Annotated in this window: 22 protein-coding genes; 7 read left to right on the forward strand and 15 right to left on the reverse strand. The window is 51.2% G+C overall.

The genetic code is table 11. The features are described from left to right. The first annotated feature begins 158 nt into the window (after positions 1–158). Both KB213_RS09585 and KB213_RS09590 read left to right on the forward strand, forming a co-directional pair. Positions 159–797, forward strand: coding sequence for a glycoside hydrolase family protein (locus tag KB213_RS09585; RefSeq protein WP_211682543.1), 639 nt, complete (start codon positions 159–161; stop codon positions 795–797). Further along, the gene (locus tag KB213_RS09590) at positions 794–1,213 is read left to right on the forward strand and encodes a hypothetical protein (protein WP_068173461.1); all 420 of its coding nucleotides are present in this window, start codon (positions 794–796) and stop codon (positions 1,211–1,213) included. The genes KB213_RS09585 and KB213_RS09590 overlap by 4 nt, the downstream gene beginning before the upstream one ends. Positions 1,214–1,401: 188 nt before the next feature. Here the strand turns inward: KB213_RS09590 and KB213_RS09595 are convergent, their stop codons facing one another. Continuing rightward, positions 1,402–1,836, reverse strand: a complete 435-nt coding sequence (locus KB213_RS09595; protein WP_249110460.1) for a hypothetical protein — start codon at positions 1,834–1,836, stop codon at positions 1,402–1,404. 67 nt (positions 1,837–1,903) lie between these two features. On the opposite strand from KB213_RS09595, the gene KB213_RS09600 reads away from it, so the two are divergent. Then, entirely contained in the window at positions 1,904–2,566 is a 663-nt protein-coding gene (locus tag KB213_RS09600; RefSeq protein WP_211682545.1) for a tyrosine-protein phosphatase, read from the forward strand. 76 nt (positions 2,567–2,642) lie between these two features. Here KB213_RS09600 and KB213_RS09605 read toward each other — a convergent pair whose 3' ends face one another. From KB213_RS09605 to KB213_RS09625, 5 genes are all read right to left on the reverse strand, one after another. Beyond that, positions 2,643–3,179 (reverse strand): helix-turn-helix domain-containing protein, encoded by a 537-nt coding sequence (locus KB213_RS09605; RefSeq protein ID WP_211682548.1) that lies wholly within the window; start codon positions 3,177–3,179, stop codon positions 2,643–2,645. A 78-nt stretch (positions 3,180–3,257) separates the two neighbouring features. Beyond that, the gene (gene lnt, locus KB213_RS09610; protein WP_211682550.1) at positions 3,258–4,757 is read right to left on the reverse strand and encodes an apolipoprotein N-acyltransferase; all 1,500 of its coding nucleotides are present in this window, start codon (positions 4,755–4,757) and stop codon (positions 3,258–3,260) included. Positions 4,758–4,814: 57 nt separating this feature from the next. Next, on the reverse strand, positions 4,815–5,648 hold the full coding sequence (locus KB213_RS09615) for a GNAT family N-acetyltransferase (protein WP_211682691.1): 834 nt from the start codon (positions 5,646–5,648) through the stop codon (positions 4,815–4,817). A gap of 98 nt (positions 5,649–5,746) precedes the next feature. Then, positions 5,747–6,280: a Fur family transcriptional regulator gene (locus KB213_RS09620; protein ID WP_211682552.1), complete on the reverse strand. Its 534-nt coding sequence runs from the start codon at positions 6,278–6,280 to the stop codon at positions 5,747–5,749. Positions 6,281–6,376: 96 nt separating this feature from the next. Next, a complete protein-coding gene (locus KB213_RS09625; RefSeq protein ID WP_211682554.1) occupies positions 6,377–6,784 on the reverse strand; it encodes a MucR family transcriptional regulator in 408 nt (135 codons plus the stop codon). A gap of 85 nt (positions 6,785–6,869) precedes the next feature. On the opposite strand from KB213_RS09625, the gene KB213_RS09630 reads away from it, so the two are divergent. Beyond that, on the forward strand, positions 6,870–7,112 hold the full coding sequence (locus KB213_RS09630; protein WP_211682556.1) for a sulfurtransferase TusA family protein: 243 nt from the start codon (positions 6,870–6,872) through the stop codon (positions 7,110–7,112). Between the two features lie 110 nt (positions 7,113–7,222). On the opposite strand, the gene KB213_RS09635 is transcribed toward KB213_RS09630, so the two are convergent. From KB213_RS09635 to KB213_RS09665, 7 genes are all read right to left on the reverse strand, one after another. Further along, positions 7,223–7,666, reverse strand: coding sequence for a GNAT family N-acetyltransferase (locus tag KB213_RS09635; protein ID WP_211682558.1), 444 nt, complete (start codon positions 7,664–7,666; stop codon positions 7,223–7,225). Then, a complete protein-coding gene (tsaB, locus tag KB213_RS09640; protein WP_249110461.1) occupies positions 7,666–8,295 on the reverse strand; it encodes a tRNA (adenosine(37)-N6)-threonylcarbamoyltransferase complex dimerization subunit type 1 TsaB in 630 nt (209 codons plus the stop codon). Before tsaB ends, KB213_RS09635 begins: the two co-directional genes overlap by 1 nt. A gap of 24 nt (positions 8,296–8,319) precedes the next feature. Beyond that, positions 8,320–8,928 carry a malonic semialdehyde reductase gene (locus KB213_RS09645; RefSeq protein WP_249110462.1) on the reverse strand — a complete coding sequence of 203 codons (609 nt, stop codon included), beginning with the start codon at positions 8,926–8,928 and terminating at the stop codon, positions 8,320–8,322. Positions 8,929–8,931: 3 nt separating this feature from the next. After that, positions 8,932–9,501, reverse strand: coding sequence for a NifU family protein (locus KB213_RS09650; RefSeq protein WP_211682561.1), 570 nt, complete (start codon positions 9,499–9,501; stop codon positions 8,932–8,934). Between the two features lie 83 nt (positions 9,502–9,584). Continuing rightward, positions 9,585–10,874: an ATP-binding protein gene (locus KB213_RS09655; protein ID WP_211682698.1), complete on the reverse strand. Its 1,290-nt coding sequence runs from the start codon at positions 10,872–10,874 to the stop codon at positions 9,585–9,587. A gap of 86 nt (positions 10,875–10,960) precedes the next feature. Further along, complete coding sequence (locus KB213_RS09660; protein ID WP_211682563.1) at positions 10,961–11,725, reverse strand: response regulator; 765 nt, start codon at positions 11,723–11,725, stop codon at positions 10,961–10,963. Between the two features lie 113 nt (positions 11,726–11,838). Then, positions 11,839–13,389 carry an efflux transporter outer membrane subunit gene (locus KB213_RS09665; protein ID WP_211682565.1) on the reverse strand — a complete coding sequence of 517 codons (1,551 nt, stop codon included), beginning with the start codon at positions 13,387–13,389 and terminating at the stop codon, positions 11,839–11,841. Between the two features lie 98 nt (positions 13,390–13,487). Between KB213_RS09665 and KB213_RS09670 the strand changes: the two genes are divergently transcribed. Continuing rightward, entirely contained in the window at positions 13,488–14,156 is a 669-nt protein-coding gene (locus tag KB213_RS09670; protein ID WP_211682567.1) for a TetR/AcrR family transcriptional regulator, read from the forward strand. Here KB213_RS09670 and KB213_RS09675 read toward each other — a convergent pair. Next, entirely contained in the window at positions 14,153–15,736 is a 1,584-nt protein-coding gene (locus KB213_RS09675; protein ID WP_211682569.1) for a DHA2 family efflux MFS transporter permease subunit, read from the reverse strand. The genes KB213_RS09670 and KB213_RS09675 overlap by 4 nt on opposite strands. 10 nt (positions 15,737–15,746) lie before the next feature. After that, the gene (locus KB213_RS09680) at positions 15,747–16,820 is read right to left on the reverse strand and encodes an HlyD family secretion protein (protein WP_211682571.1); all 1,074 of its coding nucleotides are present in this window, start codon (positions 16,818–16,820) and stop codon (positions 15,747–15,749) included. A 253-nt stretch (positions 16,821–17,073) separates the two neighbouring features. On the opposite strand from KB213_RS09680, the gene KB213_RS09685 reads away from it, so the two are divergent. Next, on the forward strand, positions 17,074–18,588 hold the full coding sequence (locus KB213_RS09685) for a flagellin N-terminal helical domain-containing protein (RefSeq protein WP_211682573.1): 1,515 nt from the start codon (positions 17,074–17,076) through the stop codon (positions 18,586–18,588). A 74-nt stretch (positions 18,589–18,662) separates the two neighbouring features. Further along, positions 18,663–19,055 (forward strand): flagellar biosynthesis regulator FlaF, encoded by a 393-nt coding sequence (locus KB213_RS09690; protein WP_211682576.1) that lies wholly within the window; start codon positions 18,663–18,665, stop codon positions 19,053–19,055. Positions 19,056–19,060 lie beyond the last annotated feature (5 nt).

The raw sequence follows: 19,060 nt of genomic DNA on the forward strand, positions 1-19,060 counted from the left end.
GGGGAGTCCGGTTTCGCCCTAATCTCGAACAATCTGTGGCTGTCCTTGTTTTCTTGGGAGCGGACCTTGGCCTACGGGGTCACGCATCTCTGTTGGTCGATGTACGGATTTGCTTTTTGAGTGCGGTTGTGGCAAAATGCCATTGAAAGTGAGGTGTTATGTCTGGAATAAATCGTCTCTATAATGTTTCCGGCACACCGTCGACGTCAGCAGCGCCATATACTCCCAGCGCGCTTACGACCTCTACGCAAGGACAACGTTTTATCGAACGGCATGAGGAGCAAAAAGGCGTCAGTAATCATCTGCATTGGCCGGGCGGAGCATCTGGTGTGACGCTCGGGCCGGGGTATGACATGCGCGATCGTCTCCGGGCAGAGATCGAGCAGAAATTACGAGATATTGGGGTTAACTCCGGTATTGCGGCCCGTGTGTCGGCGGGTGCCGGACTGCGGGGCGAAGCCGCTAGAAAGTTTGCCGAGGTCAACCATGATCTCGTCAATCTGACGGATGATCAGGAAGCGCACCTGCTCCAGGTCAATCTTCCCAGTTACGAGGCGATCGTGCGACGGGGCATCCATGTCTACCTGACACAAAACGAGTTCAATGCCCTAGTCTCGTTCGTCTACAATCCGGGGGCCGGTTGGCGGGGTGTGCGCGCCGCTATCAACAGCGGTGACAAGCAAGAGGCCGTCAGGATCATTGAAAACCAGGTGCGCTCGAAAGGCCAGATCATGGACGGTCTGATCAAGCGACGGCATGACGAGGCCATGCTATTTTTGAAAGGACAATATCAATGATTCATGTTGTCCTCAGCCTGATTTTTGCCGTCTTTATTAGTGGTACTGCCCTCGCGAGAGCCAAGCCGGAATCGTTGGAAGAGTTAACCCATAACCTCAACATTGTGCTCAACGAGGAACTTGATGGAAAGGCATCTCTCAACGGGCGGCTGATCGTGCGAGTCGAGCGTGCCTCGATTTGCAAGTCTGCGGTCTGGACACAGAGCAACGGTGTCGGATCGCCATTGCGGCGTGACCTACTGGAATGGGACGAGATGTTTGATGACAATCCTTGGTTTGATGCCCGGTTTCACTATTGGAAGTTCGTCTACGCTGATCATCGGATCACCGATGTTATCTCCTTACCTCTCACGGCGCATCCAGACCGTTTTGACGATACGGCCGGTGTCAACCTCCTATCCTGTCTACCCAAGTGACATCATCGTTAACCACGTTTCCCGCGAACGAGGGCCGAAATAAACAAGCGCGACACCTTTCGTACAAATGCCAGCATGCCTTGAACAAGTTCTTAATCACCACTTGTCATGGTATTTTAGATTTGATCAACGTACCTGCCGATTTCATCACCGCTGCGATCAAAAGCGGACCGTCGCAATTCCCCCCCTCACTGCCCCGGCGCAGACACCGTCGCGCCTCTGTGGCCATAAGAAACTTCCGTATCGGGCACGGCGGGGCGTGGGGTTATGTCAGTGGTCTGACCGCTTCCATCCCCCGTACCAAAGCTCATCCCGCCTGACGGTGGGGCTCCGTCTGTCGGGGGTGCGTGCTGCGGCCCATCCCCCGCCAACTCAACACCAGCACCCGGTGGCATGGGCATAGGTGGAATGATGCGCCCTGCCGTCACGCCCGGCGGCAGAATATGACGGCGCGGCACCGGGTCTGGCGGGATTGTTGAAATCATATCTGCAGGCGGCGATTGGAACGATGAGCCCAGCGCACAGCCGGACAGCAGCGTCATCAACGGAAGAATCACAAAAGGCTTACGGCGCGAGGCAAACATCATGCGAATCAAAATAGCAGCTTCGCACCGTTGACGCATCCTCCTATGGGGTGAGACAAAACATTCAACGTGCGGCATCTGTCGCTCCAGAAATAAGGAACATCTGATGTTCGAAGGCCGGATTACTTCCGCAGCCGATCGTCGCCGAGCGTGGCGCGATAGCCTCTTTGTTGATCACTCCATTTTCCGCCTCATCTGGACCAATCTCTCTGCTGTTGTACCCGGTAAGGTATGGCGCTGTAATCACCCCACGCCAGCACGCCTCCGTAGCCTTCAGAGGCGCCTAGGCATCAAAACACTGGTGAACCTGCGCGGACACCGCAAATGTGGCTCTGACGCTCTCTCACGCCGTGCAAGTGCGCGTTTAGGACTCGAGCATCTCGACATGGCCTTTGAGAGCCGTGGTGCGCCGCACCGGGACCGTATCCTCCGCTTTGCGGAGATGTATCGCGGTATCACCTTCCCCATGCTCATGCACTGTAAATCCGGTGCAGACAGAGCAGGACTGGCCTCCGGCCTCGTGCTCATGTTTGAAGGCGGTACGGCAGATGATGCGCTCAACCAGCTGCACTGGCGCTTTGGGCATTTCAACCGTTCCCGCACCGGGATTCTGGATGCCTTTTTCATGCGCTATAAGGCCGAAGCAGAAGGCCGGCTTCCCTTTCTCGACTGGGTACGAGATGAATATGATGAAGATCGCCTACGCTCTGACTACAAAGCGGGCAAGCTGTCATCCTTTGTGAATGATCGCGTATTGCGCCGCGAATAGAACGGGTCACTTCTCTTCCGTTGGGAGCGCAACCACAGGCGCTCCCTGATCTATCCTACGGTCTTATTGGCACAAATTATGCTTCTTCCGGCGCTGCCATACTGCGCATGAGATCAAGCATGCGCTTACGTACGCCCTGATCAGGAATGCGATAATAAGCACGCACTAAATCCACCGTTTCCCGCTTACTGAATAACGCAGCCTCATCTTCTGATGGCCTGAAAAGGCTCTGTGGCTTTGGAGTACTTGGAGGCGGGCCACCAAAACCGGCCTGCGTCTCTGCGAAACCCAAAGGCGTTGTAACCGGCGGCGGTGCAAACAATCCTGGCGCGGTCAGTTGCTCTTTCTGTACTTCGGCCTGTGGTTGCCCATCATAGAAAAATCCAACCGGCACATCGAGCGCCTGCGCCAACTCGAAAAGCCGGCTAGCACTGACGCGATTAGCCCCCCGCTCATATTTCTGCACTTGCTGAAAGGTAACGCCTAGCGCTTCCCCCAGACTTTCCTGCGACAAACCCATCAGCGTACGACGTAAACGAATACGGTTGCCAATATGCACGTCCGTGGAGCCTGCCACGTTTTTACTCTCGGTTTTCGCTTGAGGTTTTGACATAACTCTCCTTTGGGTTGTCTTAAAATTAATAAGCAACCTGAGATTGTCAACATTAACCTTTAGGTAGTGTTTTGGTTCTTACACCCTCAAACGACGTTTCGGTATAAGCGCAAGCAACACACACAAGGCTGCAAGACATAAAGGAAAGTGCCGCCCCAAACGGCTAAACACAGTTGGAGATAATGGCGATGGAAGATCGGCTACCATCTCTTGCGCCACTCCCCAGCCTAACCGCTGCATTTCATGGCCCTGCCCATCATAAATGGCGGAAATACCGGTGTTATTTGCAAACACCATCGGCAAACCTTCCTCCACCGCACGCATACGACCTGTTGCCAAATGCTGGCGCGGCCCGGCGCTATTGCCAAACCATGCATCGTTAGAAATCGTCACCAACCAGTTTGGGCGTTGATGTGCAGCAATGACCGCCCCCGAGAAAACCACTTCGTAGCACACCATTGGACCAACCCGGCCAATACCCGGCTGATCTAGCGTCTTAAGACCTTCACCCGGCGTTAAGGTTTCCGGCAAAAGGTTAAAAGGGACAATCCAAGGCTTATATTCACCGAAAGGCACCAAACGGCTCTTATCGTAAACGGCCGCTATATTACCGCTAGGGTCCACTACCTCTAAACTATTATACCAATGCCCCTGCAGCTCACGGTCAGACCCCACCATCGTCATGGCACCATCGGCAGCACGCGCAATATAGCTTCGTGCCGCAGCATCTTCATCCAGAATGCCGGGGAAACCGGATTCAGGCCAGATCGCGACAATAGGCTTGTCATCTCCCGCGGCTTGAGCTGCATGCACACCCTGAGCTGTCAGACGGAGATACCGTAAAAAATTCTCAACACGTACAGCGCGCGTTAAAATCTGATCTTCTGAAACATTGCCTTGCACCACAACAACACGCGGATTTTGGGCAGGTAAGGTCACAACGTGGCGCATGTGCCAAGCGGACCACCCCACCCACACCACAAGGCCACAACTCACTAAAGCAACACCGCGTCGGCCACGCGTCACGGTCAAAGCTGCCAACACAACAGCGAGCGTTAAACCATCAACACCGATCACTGAAGCGGGTTGTATCAGTACATCACCCAGCCCTCCGGATACTTCCAAAGCACTTCCCAGAGGATTCCATGGGAAACCGGAGAACAACAAAACACGCGCCATATCTGCGAGCGTCCAACTGCCTGCAAACATCAATACCCGTCGCCATCCCGGAGGGACCCAACGACATGCGACCGCAGGAATAGCCACCAAAGGCGCGATCACGCACGCAACGCCCGGTGCTGCTATGGGCAAAACCCACCAAAAATCATGCACACGCGTCAAAATGGCATTCGTAAGCCAATAGAGACCCGCTGTATGTAGCCCTAACCCAAACAGAAAGCCGTACAATGCCGCCAGCTTCCACGACGCTGCATCTTCTGCCGCACGGTACAAGAGCAGCAGGCCAATCGGTAACACGGGCACAAAACATACTGGCGGGAATGCCAGAGCGGTCAGCGCTCCCACCCCCAATAACAGCGCACCAAATCGCCAGCCTGAGAGCGGAAGCGTGGGGTTCATAACCGTACCCTCAAAGTCAAAAGCGCTACGATAAACGCAGCGCTTTCATGTTTTTCTTTAGGAATCGAGTGCGTCACGCAAGCGACGCTCATAATGGCGATAATATTTGTCCGCGAGGAGTTCACTCTTCACCAGAACGGCCACATCCGTTGTGTTGAACTGCTCATCCACAACTGCACCGTCACCCACATAACCGCCCAAGCGGAGGTACCCCTTAATCAAAGGCGGCATTTTGCTCAAACAGGCACGCGGTTCAAGGAGGTGCGGATCTTTACGCAACATCTCAACATAACGTTCTTCCAACGCACGAATACGCAGCGCAGGCGGAGCGAGATGGTTATGATGCAAATACGTCAACTGATCCGCCAAGGCATCCGGATCGGTACCCGGCAGACTGCCACAACCAAAAAGCACATCAATCCGGTGCAAGAAGATATAAGAGGCGATGCCCTGCCACAATAACGGCATAGCCGCACGGCCACGATATTCCCGCGCCACGCATGAACGACCGACTTCCAGAAGACGACCCGGAAATTCCGTTAATGGGGAAATGTCGTACTCTGAAGCCGTATAAAAACGCCCAACCTTCTCTGCTGCGTCGGAGCGCAAAAGACGATACGTCCCCACCACACCTTCAGCGCCAGAAGAAATATTATGGTCGATCACCAATAAGTGGTCAGCCACATCATCAAATTCATCAACATCACGCTTGGTCCGCAAAGCCCGCTCGTCTGGGCGCGCACCCATTTCATCAAAGAAGACACGATAACGGAGGGCCTGAGCGGCATCACGCTCCGCATCTGTTTCTGCCAGACGCACACCCAACGCCCCGCCACGCACTTCTTGAAAACCACCATCGCGATTCAAGGCCAACGTAGACAGTGTTTCCATTTGCCGACGAGTTTCTTCGCTGCTGACGAGCGTATGGGCCTTTTCTTCCCCACATTCCTTAGCGGAAGACGGCACCTCTAACTCTGTCGGTTTTATTGTCATGATCCGCTCTTATCTTTCTTTGAGGAAATAATTTTCTCAGGTTTCGCATCAGGAATACGACGCCCAAAAATTTCAATACGATGTGACACAAGTTCAAAGCCTAGACGACGTGCAATTTCCGTCATCAAACGAACAGGTTCATCATCTTCAAATTCTGCGACATGGCCACTCTCAACATCAATCAGATGATAATGATGGCCATTATCGCTGGCTTCATACCGCGCGCGGCCACCACCAAAGTCGCGCCGCTCTAGGATTCCCTTCTCTTCAAGAAGGCGTACCGTACGATAAACTGTCGCGACAGAAATGCGCCCATCAATCGCGGTTGCACGGCGGTATAGCTCTTCCACATCTGGGTGATCATCTGCAGCCGAAAGGACATAAGCGATGACCCGGCGTTGACCAGTCATCTTCAGGCCCTTCTCCACACAGAGACGAGCAATCGGCGAATCCTCTACGACTCCAGCACCAGCTGGTTGTCGTGCAGGGAAGCGGGACCCTGCGCCCGCAGTTTTTGTGTCAGCGACCATATTTGCGGCCTAGCCGAAAAACGTTCCTGTTGTCCAATGCCTTCATTATAAAAAAAACCCGCCCCTGTGATAGGAGCGGGTTTTTTAAGAAGGTCATTAGCCTGCGCGACGACGGCCAAGACCAATCTTGCGAGCCAAAGATGAGCGATGGCTTGCATAGTTTGGTGCAACCATCGGGTATTCTGGTGGCAAGCCCCAACGCTCACGGTATTCTTGTGGCGTCATGTTATAAACCGTCTTCAGATGACGGCGGAGAAGCTTCAGCTTCTTACCATCTTCCAAGCATACGATGTAATCTGGGAACACGGACTTCTTCAGAGGTACAGCCGGAACTGGCTTTTCTTCTGGAAGCTCTGCAGGTGCATCAACAGTTGCCAGTGCTTCATGTACGGAGCGAATCAAAGACGGCAGCGTCTCTGTTTCAACATCGTGGTTAGATACATAAGCCGTGACAATCTGCGCGGTCAGATGTTTGAAGTCCGGCACTTCCATTTCTTGTGACATACCCTAAATCCTTTACAACATTTATGTGGGCCCCTTTAGCGGCTACAGTGAGTGTTATTCAAGTGTTAAAGGACAAAAAAACGCCGTGAAAGAAAATGAAATACTTCACCTCGACATTAGGGACAAAAAATGCCCTATGACCACTGTTTATATCCGCGCAAGTTTTGACAGCTTACTTTCTGGTCAGATTCTTGAAATTACCCTCAAAGGACATGACACATATAGAAATATTTCAGACATGCTGAAAATTATACCATGCAAAATCGTTAAAGACTTTCAATCAATTAACGATTCCGATGTTTTTTCAGGAGTAATTACAAAGCCGTAAGAACGTTTCTCTCGACTGTGCTTATCACCTCATTTCCGAGGTACACAGCATGCTTAATACGGCAGAAAAAAGCCAATTTTTACTAATTTTTTTATAAGACTATATACACTTCAAACCGCGTTTCGCCGGAGCACAGAAGCGTCGCTACCATCTTGGTAATAACGCTTTCTGTATCCCACCGCATCAAAACCCAAACTTTGATACAGAGCTTGGGCCGCTACATTATGCACGGATACTTCTAGAAAGACCGTGCCATATTGGAGCACCTCTTGCACCAAACGCCGCCCTACACCGCAGCGACGCGCTTGAGGCAACGTACCCAAGGTCAAAATTTCTACCTCACCAGCAATAACGCGGTATACCATCAAGCCGAGACCAAGCTCGCCACGGTGAGCGCAATAGGCGCGCGTTCCAGGGATTGTGAAAATTTCATGAAACGATTCGCAACTCCACACTTCACCACCAGCGAAAACCTCAGCATGCATTGCCGCCAATAATGGCGCAGCTTCCGCACCACACTCAGAAAGTGTGTAATCTTGTCCCTGACCACTCATTACACAGGCGCTGGACGCAACCCGGCAGCGGGCGGCTTTGCCTCAGGTGGATCAACATACAATGGCGAAAGCGTTTCTACCCCACACTTCTCGGCAGCGGTCACAACCCCAAGCGCTGTTGGCGATAACAGCGCTACCGTAGGACAGCCCCAAACGCGCTCACCATCAACCGCATCCCCCGTTACACAGGCAAGAAATGCCGTATCAAACTCAGCCTCAGGAACAGCAAACACCGCCCCCTCTGGTGGATCTACGAAAAAGCGGCCTCGCCGCGCCACACTCACACATGTGACATCATCGCGTGCCAACGTTGCGCGCAAGGCAGCACCAAGCGTTACACCGATCGTTGGACATCCAAAGCCCGCAGCAAAGCCACTCGCCAAAGCCAGCGATGCTCGCAATCCAGTGAAAGAGCCTGGGCCAATCACTGCAACCACGCGATCTGGACGAAAAGCTTCTCCCGTGCGTTCTACTTCTGCCAATAATGTATGCAGTGTCGGGGCAAAATGCTCAGAGGCCCCACGCCCTGTCAAAACGGTCTGCGCAATGACCTGTGTGCCATCAAGGAGAGCAACGAGATTCGTCGGCTGCGCTCCTGCACCGGCACCATTCAAGACAATGGTTTTCATTTTTATATCAGGCTCATGAACGCATTACGATAAACAGAAGCATGCCTCATCAAAAGACAAGCGCGGAGCACGTGGCGGAGCATGATCTGGATGTGGGACATTCTCAGCTGGATACCCTAACCCTACTAAGAAATTAGCACGCCACCCTTTACCGGCAAGCAGCGTATCTTCCACCGCAAAAGTGTCAAACCCGGACATTGGCATCACATCCAGCCCCAGCATCCGCGCGGCAAGAATGAGATAACCACCCTGCAATGTGCCGTTTCTGAAAGATGTTTCTTCCGAAAGACCAACATCTGCTGCAAACCATTCACGCAGCGTCGGATCAACACCTAAACGCGGGAAAGCTTCGAAAAACAACGGATCATGGCACACAACAGCCAAAACGGGCGCCGCCATGGCGCGCTCTACATTACCAACCGATAATGATGGTTTGATCCGCTCACGCGCTTCAGGTGTTGTCAGAAAAACAAACCGAGCTGGGGAGCAATTACCCGACGTTGGTCCCATTTTCACCAAGTCATACAACTGGTGTAGAACCTCTTCCGGTACCGGGCGCCGCGAGAATGAAGTCGCCGTTCGTGCGTTCTCCAACACAGCCGTCGCAACCGATGCCATACCCAGCTCTGTCATTTATCAGTCCTCGACTTGCTCAACTGCTGAGACTTCCGGCACGTAATGACGGAGCATATTCTCAACACCATGCTTCAAGGTTGCACGAGATGATGGGCAGCCTGAACATGCGCCTTGCATGCTCAAATAAACGATTCCGTCTCGGTAACCACGGAAAGCAATATCACCACCGTCACTCGCAACGGCAGGGCGTACACGCTCATCCAAAAGGTCACGAATACGCTGGACCGTTTCACTGTCTTTTTCAGCAATAGCGGCATCAACAGCGGAGGCGCTTTGACCTTCAACAAAAACTGGACGGTTTGCTTCAAAAAAGCTTGTCAAAAGTCCAAGCAAAATTGGCTTCAGAGCCGGCCAATCAGCTTCTGGATGCTTAGTAATAGACACGAAGTCATTACCAAGGAAAACACGCCGCACATCTGCATGTGCGAACAATTCAACCGCCAATTCAGAGCGGCCTTCTGCAGAAACGACATCACCAAAATCAGCCGTACCCGCAGCACCCATTACGGCACGACCAGGTAAGAATTTTAGCGTTTCTGGATTAGGAGTATCTTCAGTCTCGATGAACATGCGTCGTCCGTCCTTCTCAACACGTTTCCGTCACATGTGCCGTTTCTGCCCCAGACGCAAGAGGGAGAGACAAAATAATAGGACTAAACACGGTGCTCTTTCTGTACCGGCCGCTCACAAGGTAGCGATATTACAGCACACAAACCGCCATAACCACGCTGTGCATCACCTTGCGTCAAGCGAAAAGTACCTCCTTCCCGCTGAACCTCACGAGAAACAATAGCAAGCCCTAAACCGATCCCACCAGTCTGCCGAGAACGTGATTCTTCTAGGCGATAGAAAGGGGTGAGCACACGATCACGCTCACTCTCTGGGATTCCCGGCCCATTATCACTGACACAAATATCAACCCAACCGGGTTTAGGCTGCACAATTTCTACCAGTACACGCCCACCATACTTCAGGCCATTTTCAATCAAATTAGAAAGCACTCGCTTCATAGCCAACGGGCGCACTGTAAGGCGAAAGTGCTCCGGGCCTTCATAGCGTGCATCACGCCCTAAATCAGAACAATCATCCACCAGAGTATAAATGGTCGCCACAATATCGGTAACGCGCATCGGCTCCGGATCATCCGCCCCAGAGAGATAAGCAAGGACACCATTCACCATGATTTCCATCTCATCCAAATCCGCTTCGATGGCGGTTTGCGCCTCAACATCCATCAAGAAACCACTGCGCAAACGCAAACGCGTTAAGGGCGTGCGCAAATCATGTGACACCGCGGCAAGCGCTTGAGTGCGATCATCCAACAAACTCTGAATGCGCATTTGCATCGCATTAATTGTCCGTGCAACACCGCGCACTTCTCGGGAACCCTGCTCTTTTACGGGCACCCACTCCTCATTACGACCAACACGCTCCGCGGCTTCGCTCAATGCACGAAATGGAAGGCTTAGCCCCTGAATCAAAATAGCAGCAGCAATACTAATGGCTCCCGCCGTAATCGCGGCAGCCGCTAAACCGCGCGTAAAAGTATGCCTTTGCATCAAACCGGGAACGCGATATCGCATAATACTGCCATCAGACAGGACTGCACTTCCCAAAACATCCGTTGCACTGGGTGCCAACGTGTACAGATCCAAATCGGCTTTTGCTAACGTTGGATAGTCCCGCGCCAAACGGTGAACCAAACGCTTTAGGGATGGGCTGTGATGTCGTGGCAAATTCGGGAGGTTTGGCAAGTCCAAACGAGCTTCCCATGAAACATCCAACTCACTTCCAGATAGAACAACTGCCAAAAACGAGCGCTGGCTTGCAGGTGCTGAGGACAAAACGCGCAGATCCGTATTAAGCGCATCCCCTAATTGTACAAAACGTACGTCATTCACAATGAATGACTCCGCTTCATTATAAAAAATTGTATTGGCCATAAAGACCAAGACAACAGCCACGATCAAAACAACGCTAACGCGCCCCACGTGGCCTAAGGGTAAAAATGAAAAACGCTCAGAAATTGTCAGACCCGCTCTACTTCGGCGACAAAAATATATCCTAACCCGCGCACCGTGCGAATTAATTGCTCCGCATCACCGCCTAGCTTCCTGCGAAGACGGCTAACCAACACGTCAATGCTTCGGTCTGATACATCCCCTAAGCGCGTCCGAGACAGTTCCAACAAGCGGTCCCGCGCGATAACCCGCTGGGGATTATCCAAGAAACTTGTCAAGAGGTCGTGCTCTGCACCCGAAATATCAACCGTTACACCTGCAGGGTCAACCAACTCACGGCGACGCAAGTCCAGTGTCCATCCAGCAAATTTCAGACGCTCACGCCGTGCTGGCTCTTGCACCGTACCAACACTACCCCGACGCAACGCAGCACGAACACGCGCCAGAAGCTCACGTTGACCAAAAGGCTTTGGCACATAGTCATCAGCCCCAGCCTCAAGCCCATTAACGCGATCACGCTCTTCCCCACGAGCAGACACCATAATAATCGGCAATTGTGCTGGCGGGGGCTCTTCGGCGTGCGCCATGGCATTACCACTACGCAAAGCACGGCACAGTTCTACACCGTTACTACCCGGCAACATCACATCCATGATGATCAAATCAACCGGTGCCAGTTCCAACGCTTCCCACATTTCCTCTCCACATGCGACACCGCGCACACGGAAACCAGCCCCTTGAAGAGCACGCAAAATCAGGGTGCGCATCCCCGCATCGTCTTCAACAACGAGAATACGCGCCGGTAGATTGGGATCAGTAAGATTTGGCTGCACGCTCTTGCTTATCCATGCTGAGAAGAAAAACTTACACCCTCAATAACATGTAAATTGCGCTTAGCAATAAAGAGCAGCGCAATATTTTAGCAACAAATTTTAGCGAGCCATCATTACGGCCCCGGAGACACTGCTACCAATGAACGCTTAGAAGGATCATTTTCTGGCAAAACACTGCTCCAACCACCGCCCAAAGCATTATACAAACGCGCCAAATCTGTCGCGAGAGTGCAATCGCTTTCGGCCAAATCCAGCTGTACTGACTGGAGCTGCGTCTGCGCATTTAGCACGCTCAGATACGTCGTTAACCCTGAACGATACTGGCTTTTTGCGAGGTTCAAGGCGCGTTGGTTATCATCAACCGCACCTGCCAAAGCCTGACGGTGTAACTGCTCGTTTCGGTAAGCAATGAGCGCATTATCAACATCATGCCAAGCCTGCAAAACCGTTTGCTGATAATTAATGGCAGCCGCTTTTTGTGCGTATTCTTTCAACGCTAATTGCCCGCGCAAACGCCCACCTTGAAAAATAGGCAATGAAATAGATGGACCAATATTCCATGCTCGTGCATTCCAGAATCCTAAGTCACGGAAAGACAAGCTTTGGAATCCAAAGTCAGCATTAATCGTCACTTTAGGATAAAAGTCAGCGGTTGCTTCGCCGACTTCTGCAACAGCCCCACGGAGCTTTGCTTCAGCCTCACGAATATCCGGACGACGCTGCGCAAGCTCAGAAGGCAAACCAACCGGAACAACGGGCGGAACAACCGGCGTTGCACGCGCCGTAAGCTCTTCATTTAAGCTACTAGGCGCATCACCCAATAAGAGTGCGACGGCATTCTTTTCTTGCGCCACAGCCTGCGCTAATTGCGCCAAGCGACTTTCAGTTTCGTGCACACGTCCTTGAGCAGTATCCACGTCAAGTTCCGATACCAGACCGGCGCGATAACGAGCCTGCGCAAGAGCTTGGAACTGCTTCAATGTTGCTAAATTGTCCGTCAAAACACGTTGGCGCGTCTGATCACCACGCAATGTAAGATATGCACGCGCCATATCCGCTTGTTGTGCGATCAAAACAGCCCGCCGCTCTTCATCAGACGCAGCCAAATCTGCTTTTGCCGCATCATATTGGTGTGCTACTCGCCCCCAAAGATCGATTTCATAAGTGGCATCAATCCCATCTTTCCACTGATCTAATTGTGGGATTTCAGTATCGCTCGCAGCACGTTGCGCCAGCTGCCCTGCAGTACCAGAGCCTAACCCTTTTCCAACCTGCCCAATCGCTTCTTGGGCGAATTTAGAACTAAATTGGCTACGCTGATAGGAGCCCGAAGCACTCAAACCCGGAAAACGCTCTGCACCTGCCATCATCAATTGCGCTCTACTCTGCGCAAGATTTGCTGTGGAGAGACGAAATGCCAAATTCTGATGCACCAAACGATTTTCCAAAGACGTCAGTTCGTCATCATGGAACAAGGCCCACCACTGATCCGATATTGCTTCTTCACGCGTGATGCTAGTCGGAGCCTGTGTCACGCTTTGGGTATAATGTTCCGGAGCCCATGACTTAGGCGCATGAAACTCCGGGCCGACATGCAAGCACCCTGAAAGAGCAACAATGGCAACGCCAGCAGACAAAGCTCGTACAAAAGAAGTTGCTCTCACGATCAGACCCCTGAAACAGAAATAATCTTGCACTGACCGACCAGTTCGGTCAGCATAATGCGTATTGCAGTTTGATTACGAAAGAACGCTGGCGCTTTATGAGAAACCAACGGGGTACCAAGACACCATGTCAGACACCCACCACTCCTTCGGCGCCCTCCCCTCACTCGCTCTCTGGCAAACGCGAACAAATTCTGAGAGGAGCGGAGAAGGTCTTTTTGGCGCATGGCTACGAAGGCGCCTCCATGTCTCATATCGCACGAGAGGCCGGCGTCTCCAAAGGAACGCTGTATAATCACTTCACCAGCAAAGCCGATCTGTTCTCGGCCTTCATCATTGAACAGTCGCGAACTAAGCTTCAAACGCTTACCGCCTTGGTGAATGATGATGCTCATGACCTCCAGAGCACACTGTTGAATGTGTGCGAAGCGGCGATCCACTTGCTGCTCAACCCCGAAGCAATGGGACTGTATCGCATATTGGTTGCTGAAACAGAAAAATTTCCCAACTTGGCGGATACTTTCTGGAAGCACAGCTTTGGTGCAACCGTGAACAATCTGAGCCAATGGCTGCAGCGCTGCCATGACACTGGCATGCTGGCAATCCCTGATGTCGAGTTCGCCGCAGAACAACTGATTGCTATGTGCCAAACGCGCATCATCAACCGCCGCCGCTTGGCCATGCCGGTCGATGATAGCAGTAAAGCCATTACGCGCTTGGCACAGCTGACGGCGGAAAGCTTTTGGAAGATTTATGCCCCTCATTAATGCCCCCCTGCGGGGGCATCACCGCTGCGCTTTTTCGCCACTGGTGCCAATAAAGCACAAAGCGGCACAACCATGAGGGCCACAATACCGATCCAACGAAAGACCTCATTGTAAGCCAGCATTGCTGTTTGAGTTGAGAATTCTCCCATTAACCGATGTACGGCAAAGCTATGGGCTGCGGCAGGTGTCAGCCCATGGTCTTGTGCCGTTTTCTGCACAGTGTTGAGATAATCAGTGTACGGCTGGTGCCCTGTAATCATGTGCCCAGCCATATCATTCTGATGTCTTTGCCGCGCTTCCACCACAGCAGCCGTGGATAACGAAATCGCTAAAGACCCAAGATAATTACGGCACATACTGAAGAGTGCCGATGCATCCGCATTTAACTCCCGCGGGAGCGTGGAATACGCCACCGTTGAAATCGGCACGAACAGAAAAGCCAGCGCTGCCGTCTGGCTCACGCGGTATTGAATTAGGGTCGTAAAGTCAATTTGCGCGTTCAAATGCGCGGCTTGGAACATCGACAAACCCATCAGGGTAAAGCCACACGCAATAATATAGCGTAACGGTATGACTTTCATGAGCTTCCCTACAATAGGGATCAACACAATCACGACCATACCACCCGGCGCCAATAAAAGCCCAGAGGTCGTCGCTGTATACCCTTGTACCTGCTGCGCAAACTGAGGGATGATAATGGAGGAGCTATAGAGTAGAGCGCCGACCATAGACATTAGCAACATACTGGTTGCAAAATTACGATCTTTAAAAACTTCCAACCTAAGCAAAGGCTGGCGTGCTTTTAACATCCAGATGATTGCACCGATAATACCAATCGCCCCTAAAACGGCCATTAGAATAATATAGTGCGACCCGAACCAATCTTCATCTTCACCACGGTCACAAGCGAGTTCAAGGCAACCCAAACCTAAAGTGATCAAACCAATACCAACACCATCAATCGGCATACGACGCCGGCGCTCCCATGGTGGATCCTCCACCAAGGCAGACACGGCTAAAACGCAAATAATGCCAAACGGAATATTAACGAAGAAAACCCATCTCCATGAATAATCATCCGTTAAAAAACCGCCCAAAAGCGGACCCAGAACCGGCCCGACAATCGTTGCAATTGCCGTCAGACCAAAGGCAGCTCCACGTTTTTCTGGCGGGAAAGTATCCAGAATAATTGATTGCTGACTTGGTTGCAGTCCACCACCAAAGAAGCCCTGCATCAAACGAAATACCACCAACATCGGCAATGATTGTGCAAGGCCACACAAGAATGACGATACGGTGAACATCACAATACAAATCAAGAAGTATCGTTTACGCCCGAACAGTCGGGACAACCATCCTGAGATGGTCAGCACAATACCGTTGGCCACAAGATACGCCGTCAGAGCCCATGTAGAGTCATCATACGACCCCCCCAAAGACCCGGCGATATGTGGCAAAGCCACATTCACAATCGTTGTATCCAGCACTTCCATGAACGCAGCCATCGTCACAACAACGGCAATCAACCAAGGGTTATGCTTGGGTTTCCACTCTTCTTTTGATGTATCCGGCGCGCTCATGGAACACAGCTCACTTCACGTAAACGGTCGGCGTAACGGACAAGCCGAGCGCCAATGGAAGATGCGGGTCTAAACCACGATCAATCAAAATTTTAACCGGAATACGCTGAACGGTTTTCACAAAATTTCCCGTCGCATTTTCAGGTGGGAACGTGCTGAAATTTTCCCCTGAACCTAACTGGATAGAATCAATATGCCCATGCAGCTTCAGGTCAGGATATGCATCGACTTCCATGTCGACTTTCTGACCAATGCGCATACGCGTAATTTGAGTTTCTTTGAAGTTCGCAACAACCCACACTTCTGGCTGAACAATAGAAAAGAGCTTTTGTCCCGTTTGAACAAAATTACCTTGCTCAATACTACGCTCTGCAATCCAACCATCCTGCGGAGCGCGCACTTGTGTCCACTCCATATTCAATTCAGCTTGCTTAAGCTGAGCCAAGGCAGAGGCCAGTGATGCTTCCTCTTGTGTCACACGTGCTGAAACATTGCTCAAATTAGCCGCCACGGGCTCAGCTTGCGTCATTTGGCCTTCAGCTTGCAAAACGCGTGCTCGTGCTTCTTCCAAAGCAGCATGGGCAGTATCAATATCCTGCTGTGACGTCGCTGCACGCGCTACAGTACGTTGCCGACGAAAATCTGCCTCGGCTTTCACAAGTTGCGCCTGCGCTGCCGCAAGGTTGCCTTTAGCTGTCACCAACTGACCCGGGAAATTTTTCTGTGCTACAGCAACCTGCAAACGATAAGCATCAATATTGGCATTTGCTTGCTCTACCGCAGCTTGTGCTTTCTGCAGAGAGGCTCTGTAATCACGGTCATCTACCGTAAACAACAAGTCGCCACGGTGAACAAATTGATTATCATTAACCAATAAACGCGTGACATAACCATTCACATGAGCGGCAATCGAAATTTTTCGCCCTTCTGTGTATGCATCATCTGTTTTATACTGATTTCGTGTCAGAAACACATAAAAACCAATCCCCACAATTGCGAGAATTACCAGAAGAATAAGAATAATCCGTCGTAAGGGATTAGACTTTTTCGGTGCTGAGCCTGACGGCTGATCATCCTGCGCCATGTGGTCTCTTTTACACTCCAAAGAGCTTACAAATTTTTATGAAGGCCAGAAGGATGACACGAACACCCAAAATGACCGATCAGTTCGGTCATTCTTTGCATATCATGTCGGAGGCAGCAAGCTCAAAAAACTACCGCGTTTCCTTCTCTACTCCTACCCAATACCAAGAAGAATAAAAGGATAATTCAGAATCTATTAATATCCCTTTGCCTATCCTCTAGCAGGCCATAATGCACTGACGGAGTCTAGAACAATGTCCATGTCAATTAATACCAACAATGCTGCAATGGCAGCCCTACAGTCACTTAATCAAACATCTAACGACCTCAGCAAAACGCAAAATGCTGTCTCTACCGGCAAAAAAGTAAACGATGCCTCTGACAACCCTGCCGTTTACGCCATCTCTCAAGGCATGAATGCACAAATTTCAGGCCTGAGCGGTGTTTCAACCGGCCTACAGTTTGCCGGTCAGGTTTTAAATACCACCACGCAAGCAACAAGTTCAATCACTAGCAATCTTTCTACTTTATCTAGCACCATTACGCAGGCCGCCAATAATGGTATGGATCAAAGCAAATTAAATAGCGCCATCAAATCAACACTCAGTTCCATCGATTCCGCTGCGAATACCGCAACCTTCCAAGGCGTCAACCTTCTCTCCGGCTCCACCGGAAATGGTGTGAATTATAACTCCATTTCCGCAGCCCAGGACGTTAGCGGCAATCTTTTCACGCAAAATGGATTTAATGCCACGTCCGCAGGTCTTGGACTTCAAGGGCTGAGCACCTCTATGAATGGTGTTTCTATCAGCAATCCGGGCACCCTTTCTGGCGCAAGCAGTAGCGCCAGCGTACTACAAGTGCAGAACCAAGCCCAAGCAAGCAACACTGGAGCCGCGGGAAACCCAGCCGTTACCACGTCCTTTGTTCTCGATAGCAAGCCAGGCGATTCCACAGGTGCATCAGGCACTGTTTCCAGCATGATTACCGATGCACTCACATCTGGAAGCAACCTGAGCGTGAGCATGACAGGCGGCACACTCAGTGTTACGGACGGGAACAATAAAAGTGCTATCGCTTCCACGACCACGAGTTCAGATGGAACAACATCTTACAAGCTCACAAATGGTGACAGCATTCAATCGCAAGCCGATGCCTCCGGCAATATGACCTACACCGTTGCCAAGGGTGGCGATGTTGATGCGAATGGCAACGTTAGAGCCATGAGCAAAATTGTCGATGTTGATATTAGCAAAGCTGATTCTGCTGGCTCTACAGCTCAGCAAAATAACGCAAAAGAATCCTCACTCGTCACAGCCATTAATAACGCTGGCTTTGGCGCACAAACAAACAATGATGGCTCCATCACCATGGCCGGTGGCAACCTTGATGCTACAAATAGCAGCGTCAAAATGGGAACCTATACCGCGGGATCAAAAGGTAGTGCAGGAACAGTATCCTCTAGCGCCAGCACCTCACAAACAAGTGGGACCTCCGTGGTACAATTAGCTGTTGGTGCCGCACTTTCCAGTATTGAGCGTATCTCTTCGAAAATGGGCGTGGCGACAAACTCCGTCACCCAGCTTCAATCTTCTACCTCTTCATTATCCGACTCACTCACATCCGGCGTAGGCGCGCTCACAGACGCTGACATGGCGGCCGAGAGCGCAAAACTCACATCACTGCAAACGAAACAACAACTTGCGGTACAATCACTATCAATTGCCAACTCGCAGTCTTCACAAATTATGAGCCTGTTCCGCGGCTAATATAAAATGCTTTTTATCGGTATCGACAGGTCGGTACCGATAAACTCCCCCCCCTTTTGAAGGAGAAACGTGGCGTGAATTACGCGGCGTCACAGTATCAAGCGCAATCTGGAGGATATCTTTCCTCCCGAGAAATAGAGGCTATGGCCTTTCGTCATATTAATACACTCATGACACAAGCCCAAACACCCGAAGAGCGACATCATGCCCTGCATCAGAACCAAAAATTATGGGGTATTCTCCTGCATAGCTTACAGCGAAAAGATTGCCCGCTAGATTCCGTTTTACAAAAAGACTTATTAACTCTGAGTACATGGTCTTTAAAACAATCAAATGATGCTATGATGCGCCCACTGAGCTTAGAACCACTCATCGACATTAATCACGATATGATTGCCGGACTTTCTAGCATATCGCACAATGCTCCACCCCATCAGCCTACGAAAAGCTTCGCTTTCACAGGCTGATGAAA

The sequence above is a fragment of the Neokomagataea anthophila genome (assembly GCF_018122595.1).
GTDB classification, from domain to species: Bacteria; Pseudomonadota; Alphaproteobacteria; order Acetobacterales; family Acetobacteraceae; genus Gluconobacter; species Gluconobacter anthophilus.

Excerpts from the sequence above, each read along its gene's own strand:
- KB213_RS09585 (WP_211682543.1), top strand. The coding sequence starts at position 159 with ATGTCTGGAATAAATCGTCTCTATAATGTTTCCGGCACACCGTCGACG.
- KB213_RS09590 (WP_068173461.1), top strand. The coding sequence starts at position 794 with ATGATTCATGTTGTCCTCAGCCTGATTTTTGCCGTCTTTATTAGTGGT.
- KB213_RS09595 (WP_249110460.1), bottom strand. The coding sequence starts at position 1,836 with ATGCGTCAACGGTGCGAAGCTGCTATTTTGATTCGCATGATGTTTGCC.
- KB213_RS09600 (WP_211682545.1), top strand. The coding sequence starts at position 1,904 with ATGTTCGAAGGCCGGATTACTTCCGCAGCCGATCGTCGCCGAGCGTGG.
- KB213_RS09605 (WP_211682548.1), bottom strand. The coding sequence starts at position 3,179 with ATGTCAAAACCTCAAGCGAAAACCGAGAGTAAAAACGTGGCAGGCTCC.
- lnt (WP_211682550.1), bottom strand. The coding sequence starts at position 4,757 with ATGAACCCCACGCTTCCGCTCTCAGGCTGGCGATTTGGTGCGCTGTTA.
- KB213_RS09615 (WP_211682691.1), bottom strand. The coding sequence starts at position 5,648 with ATGGAAACACTGTCTACGTTGGCCTTGAATCGCGATGGTGGTTTTCAA.
- KB213_RS09620 (WP_211682552.1), bottom strand. The coding sequence starts at position 6,280 with ATGGTCGCTGACACAAAAACTGCGGGCGCAGGGTCCCGCTTCCCTGCA.
- KB213_RS09625 (WP_211682554.1), bottom strand. The coding sequence starts at position 6,784 with ATGTCACAAGAAATGGAAGTGCCGGACTTCAAACATCTGACCGCGCAG.
- KB213_RS09635 (WP_211682558.1), bottom strand. The coding sequence starts at position 7,666 with ATGAGTGGTCAGGGACAAGATTACACACTTTCTGAGTGTGGTGCGGAA.
- tsaB (WP_249110461.1), bottom strand. The coding sequence starts at position 8,295 with ATGAAAACCATTGTCTTGAATGGTGCCGGTGCAGGAGCGCAGCCGACG.
- KB213_RS09645 (WP_249110462.1), bottom strand. The coding sequence starts at position 8,928 with ATGACAGAGCTGGGTATGGCATCGGTTGCGACGGCTGTGTTGGAGAAC.
- KB213_RS09650 (WP_211682561.1), bottom strand. The coding sequence starts at position 9,501 with ATGTTCATCGAGACTGAAGATACTCCTAATCCAGAAACGCTAAAATTC.
- KB213_RS09655 (WP_211682698.1), bottom strand. The coding sequence starts at position 10,874 with ATGGCCAATACAATTTTTTATAATGAAGCGGAGTCATTCATTGTGAAT.
- KB213_RS09670 (WP_211682567.1), top strand. The coding sequence starts at position 13,488 with ATGAGAAACCAACGGGGTACCAAGACACCATGTCAGACACCCACCACT.
- KB213_RS09675 (WP_211682569.1), bottom strand. The coding sequence starts at position 15,736 with ATGAGCGCGCCGGATACATCAAAAGAAGAGTGGAAACCCAAGCATAAC.
- KB213_RS09680 (WP_211682571.1), bottom strand. The coding sequence starts at position 16,820 with ATGGCGCAGGATGATCAGCCGTCAGGCTCAGCACCGAAAAAGTCTAAT.
- KB213_RS09685 (WP_211682573.1), top strand. The coding sequence starts at position 17,074 with ATGTCCATGTCAATTAATACCAACAATGCTGCAATGGCAGCCCTACAG.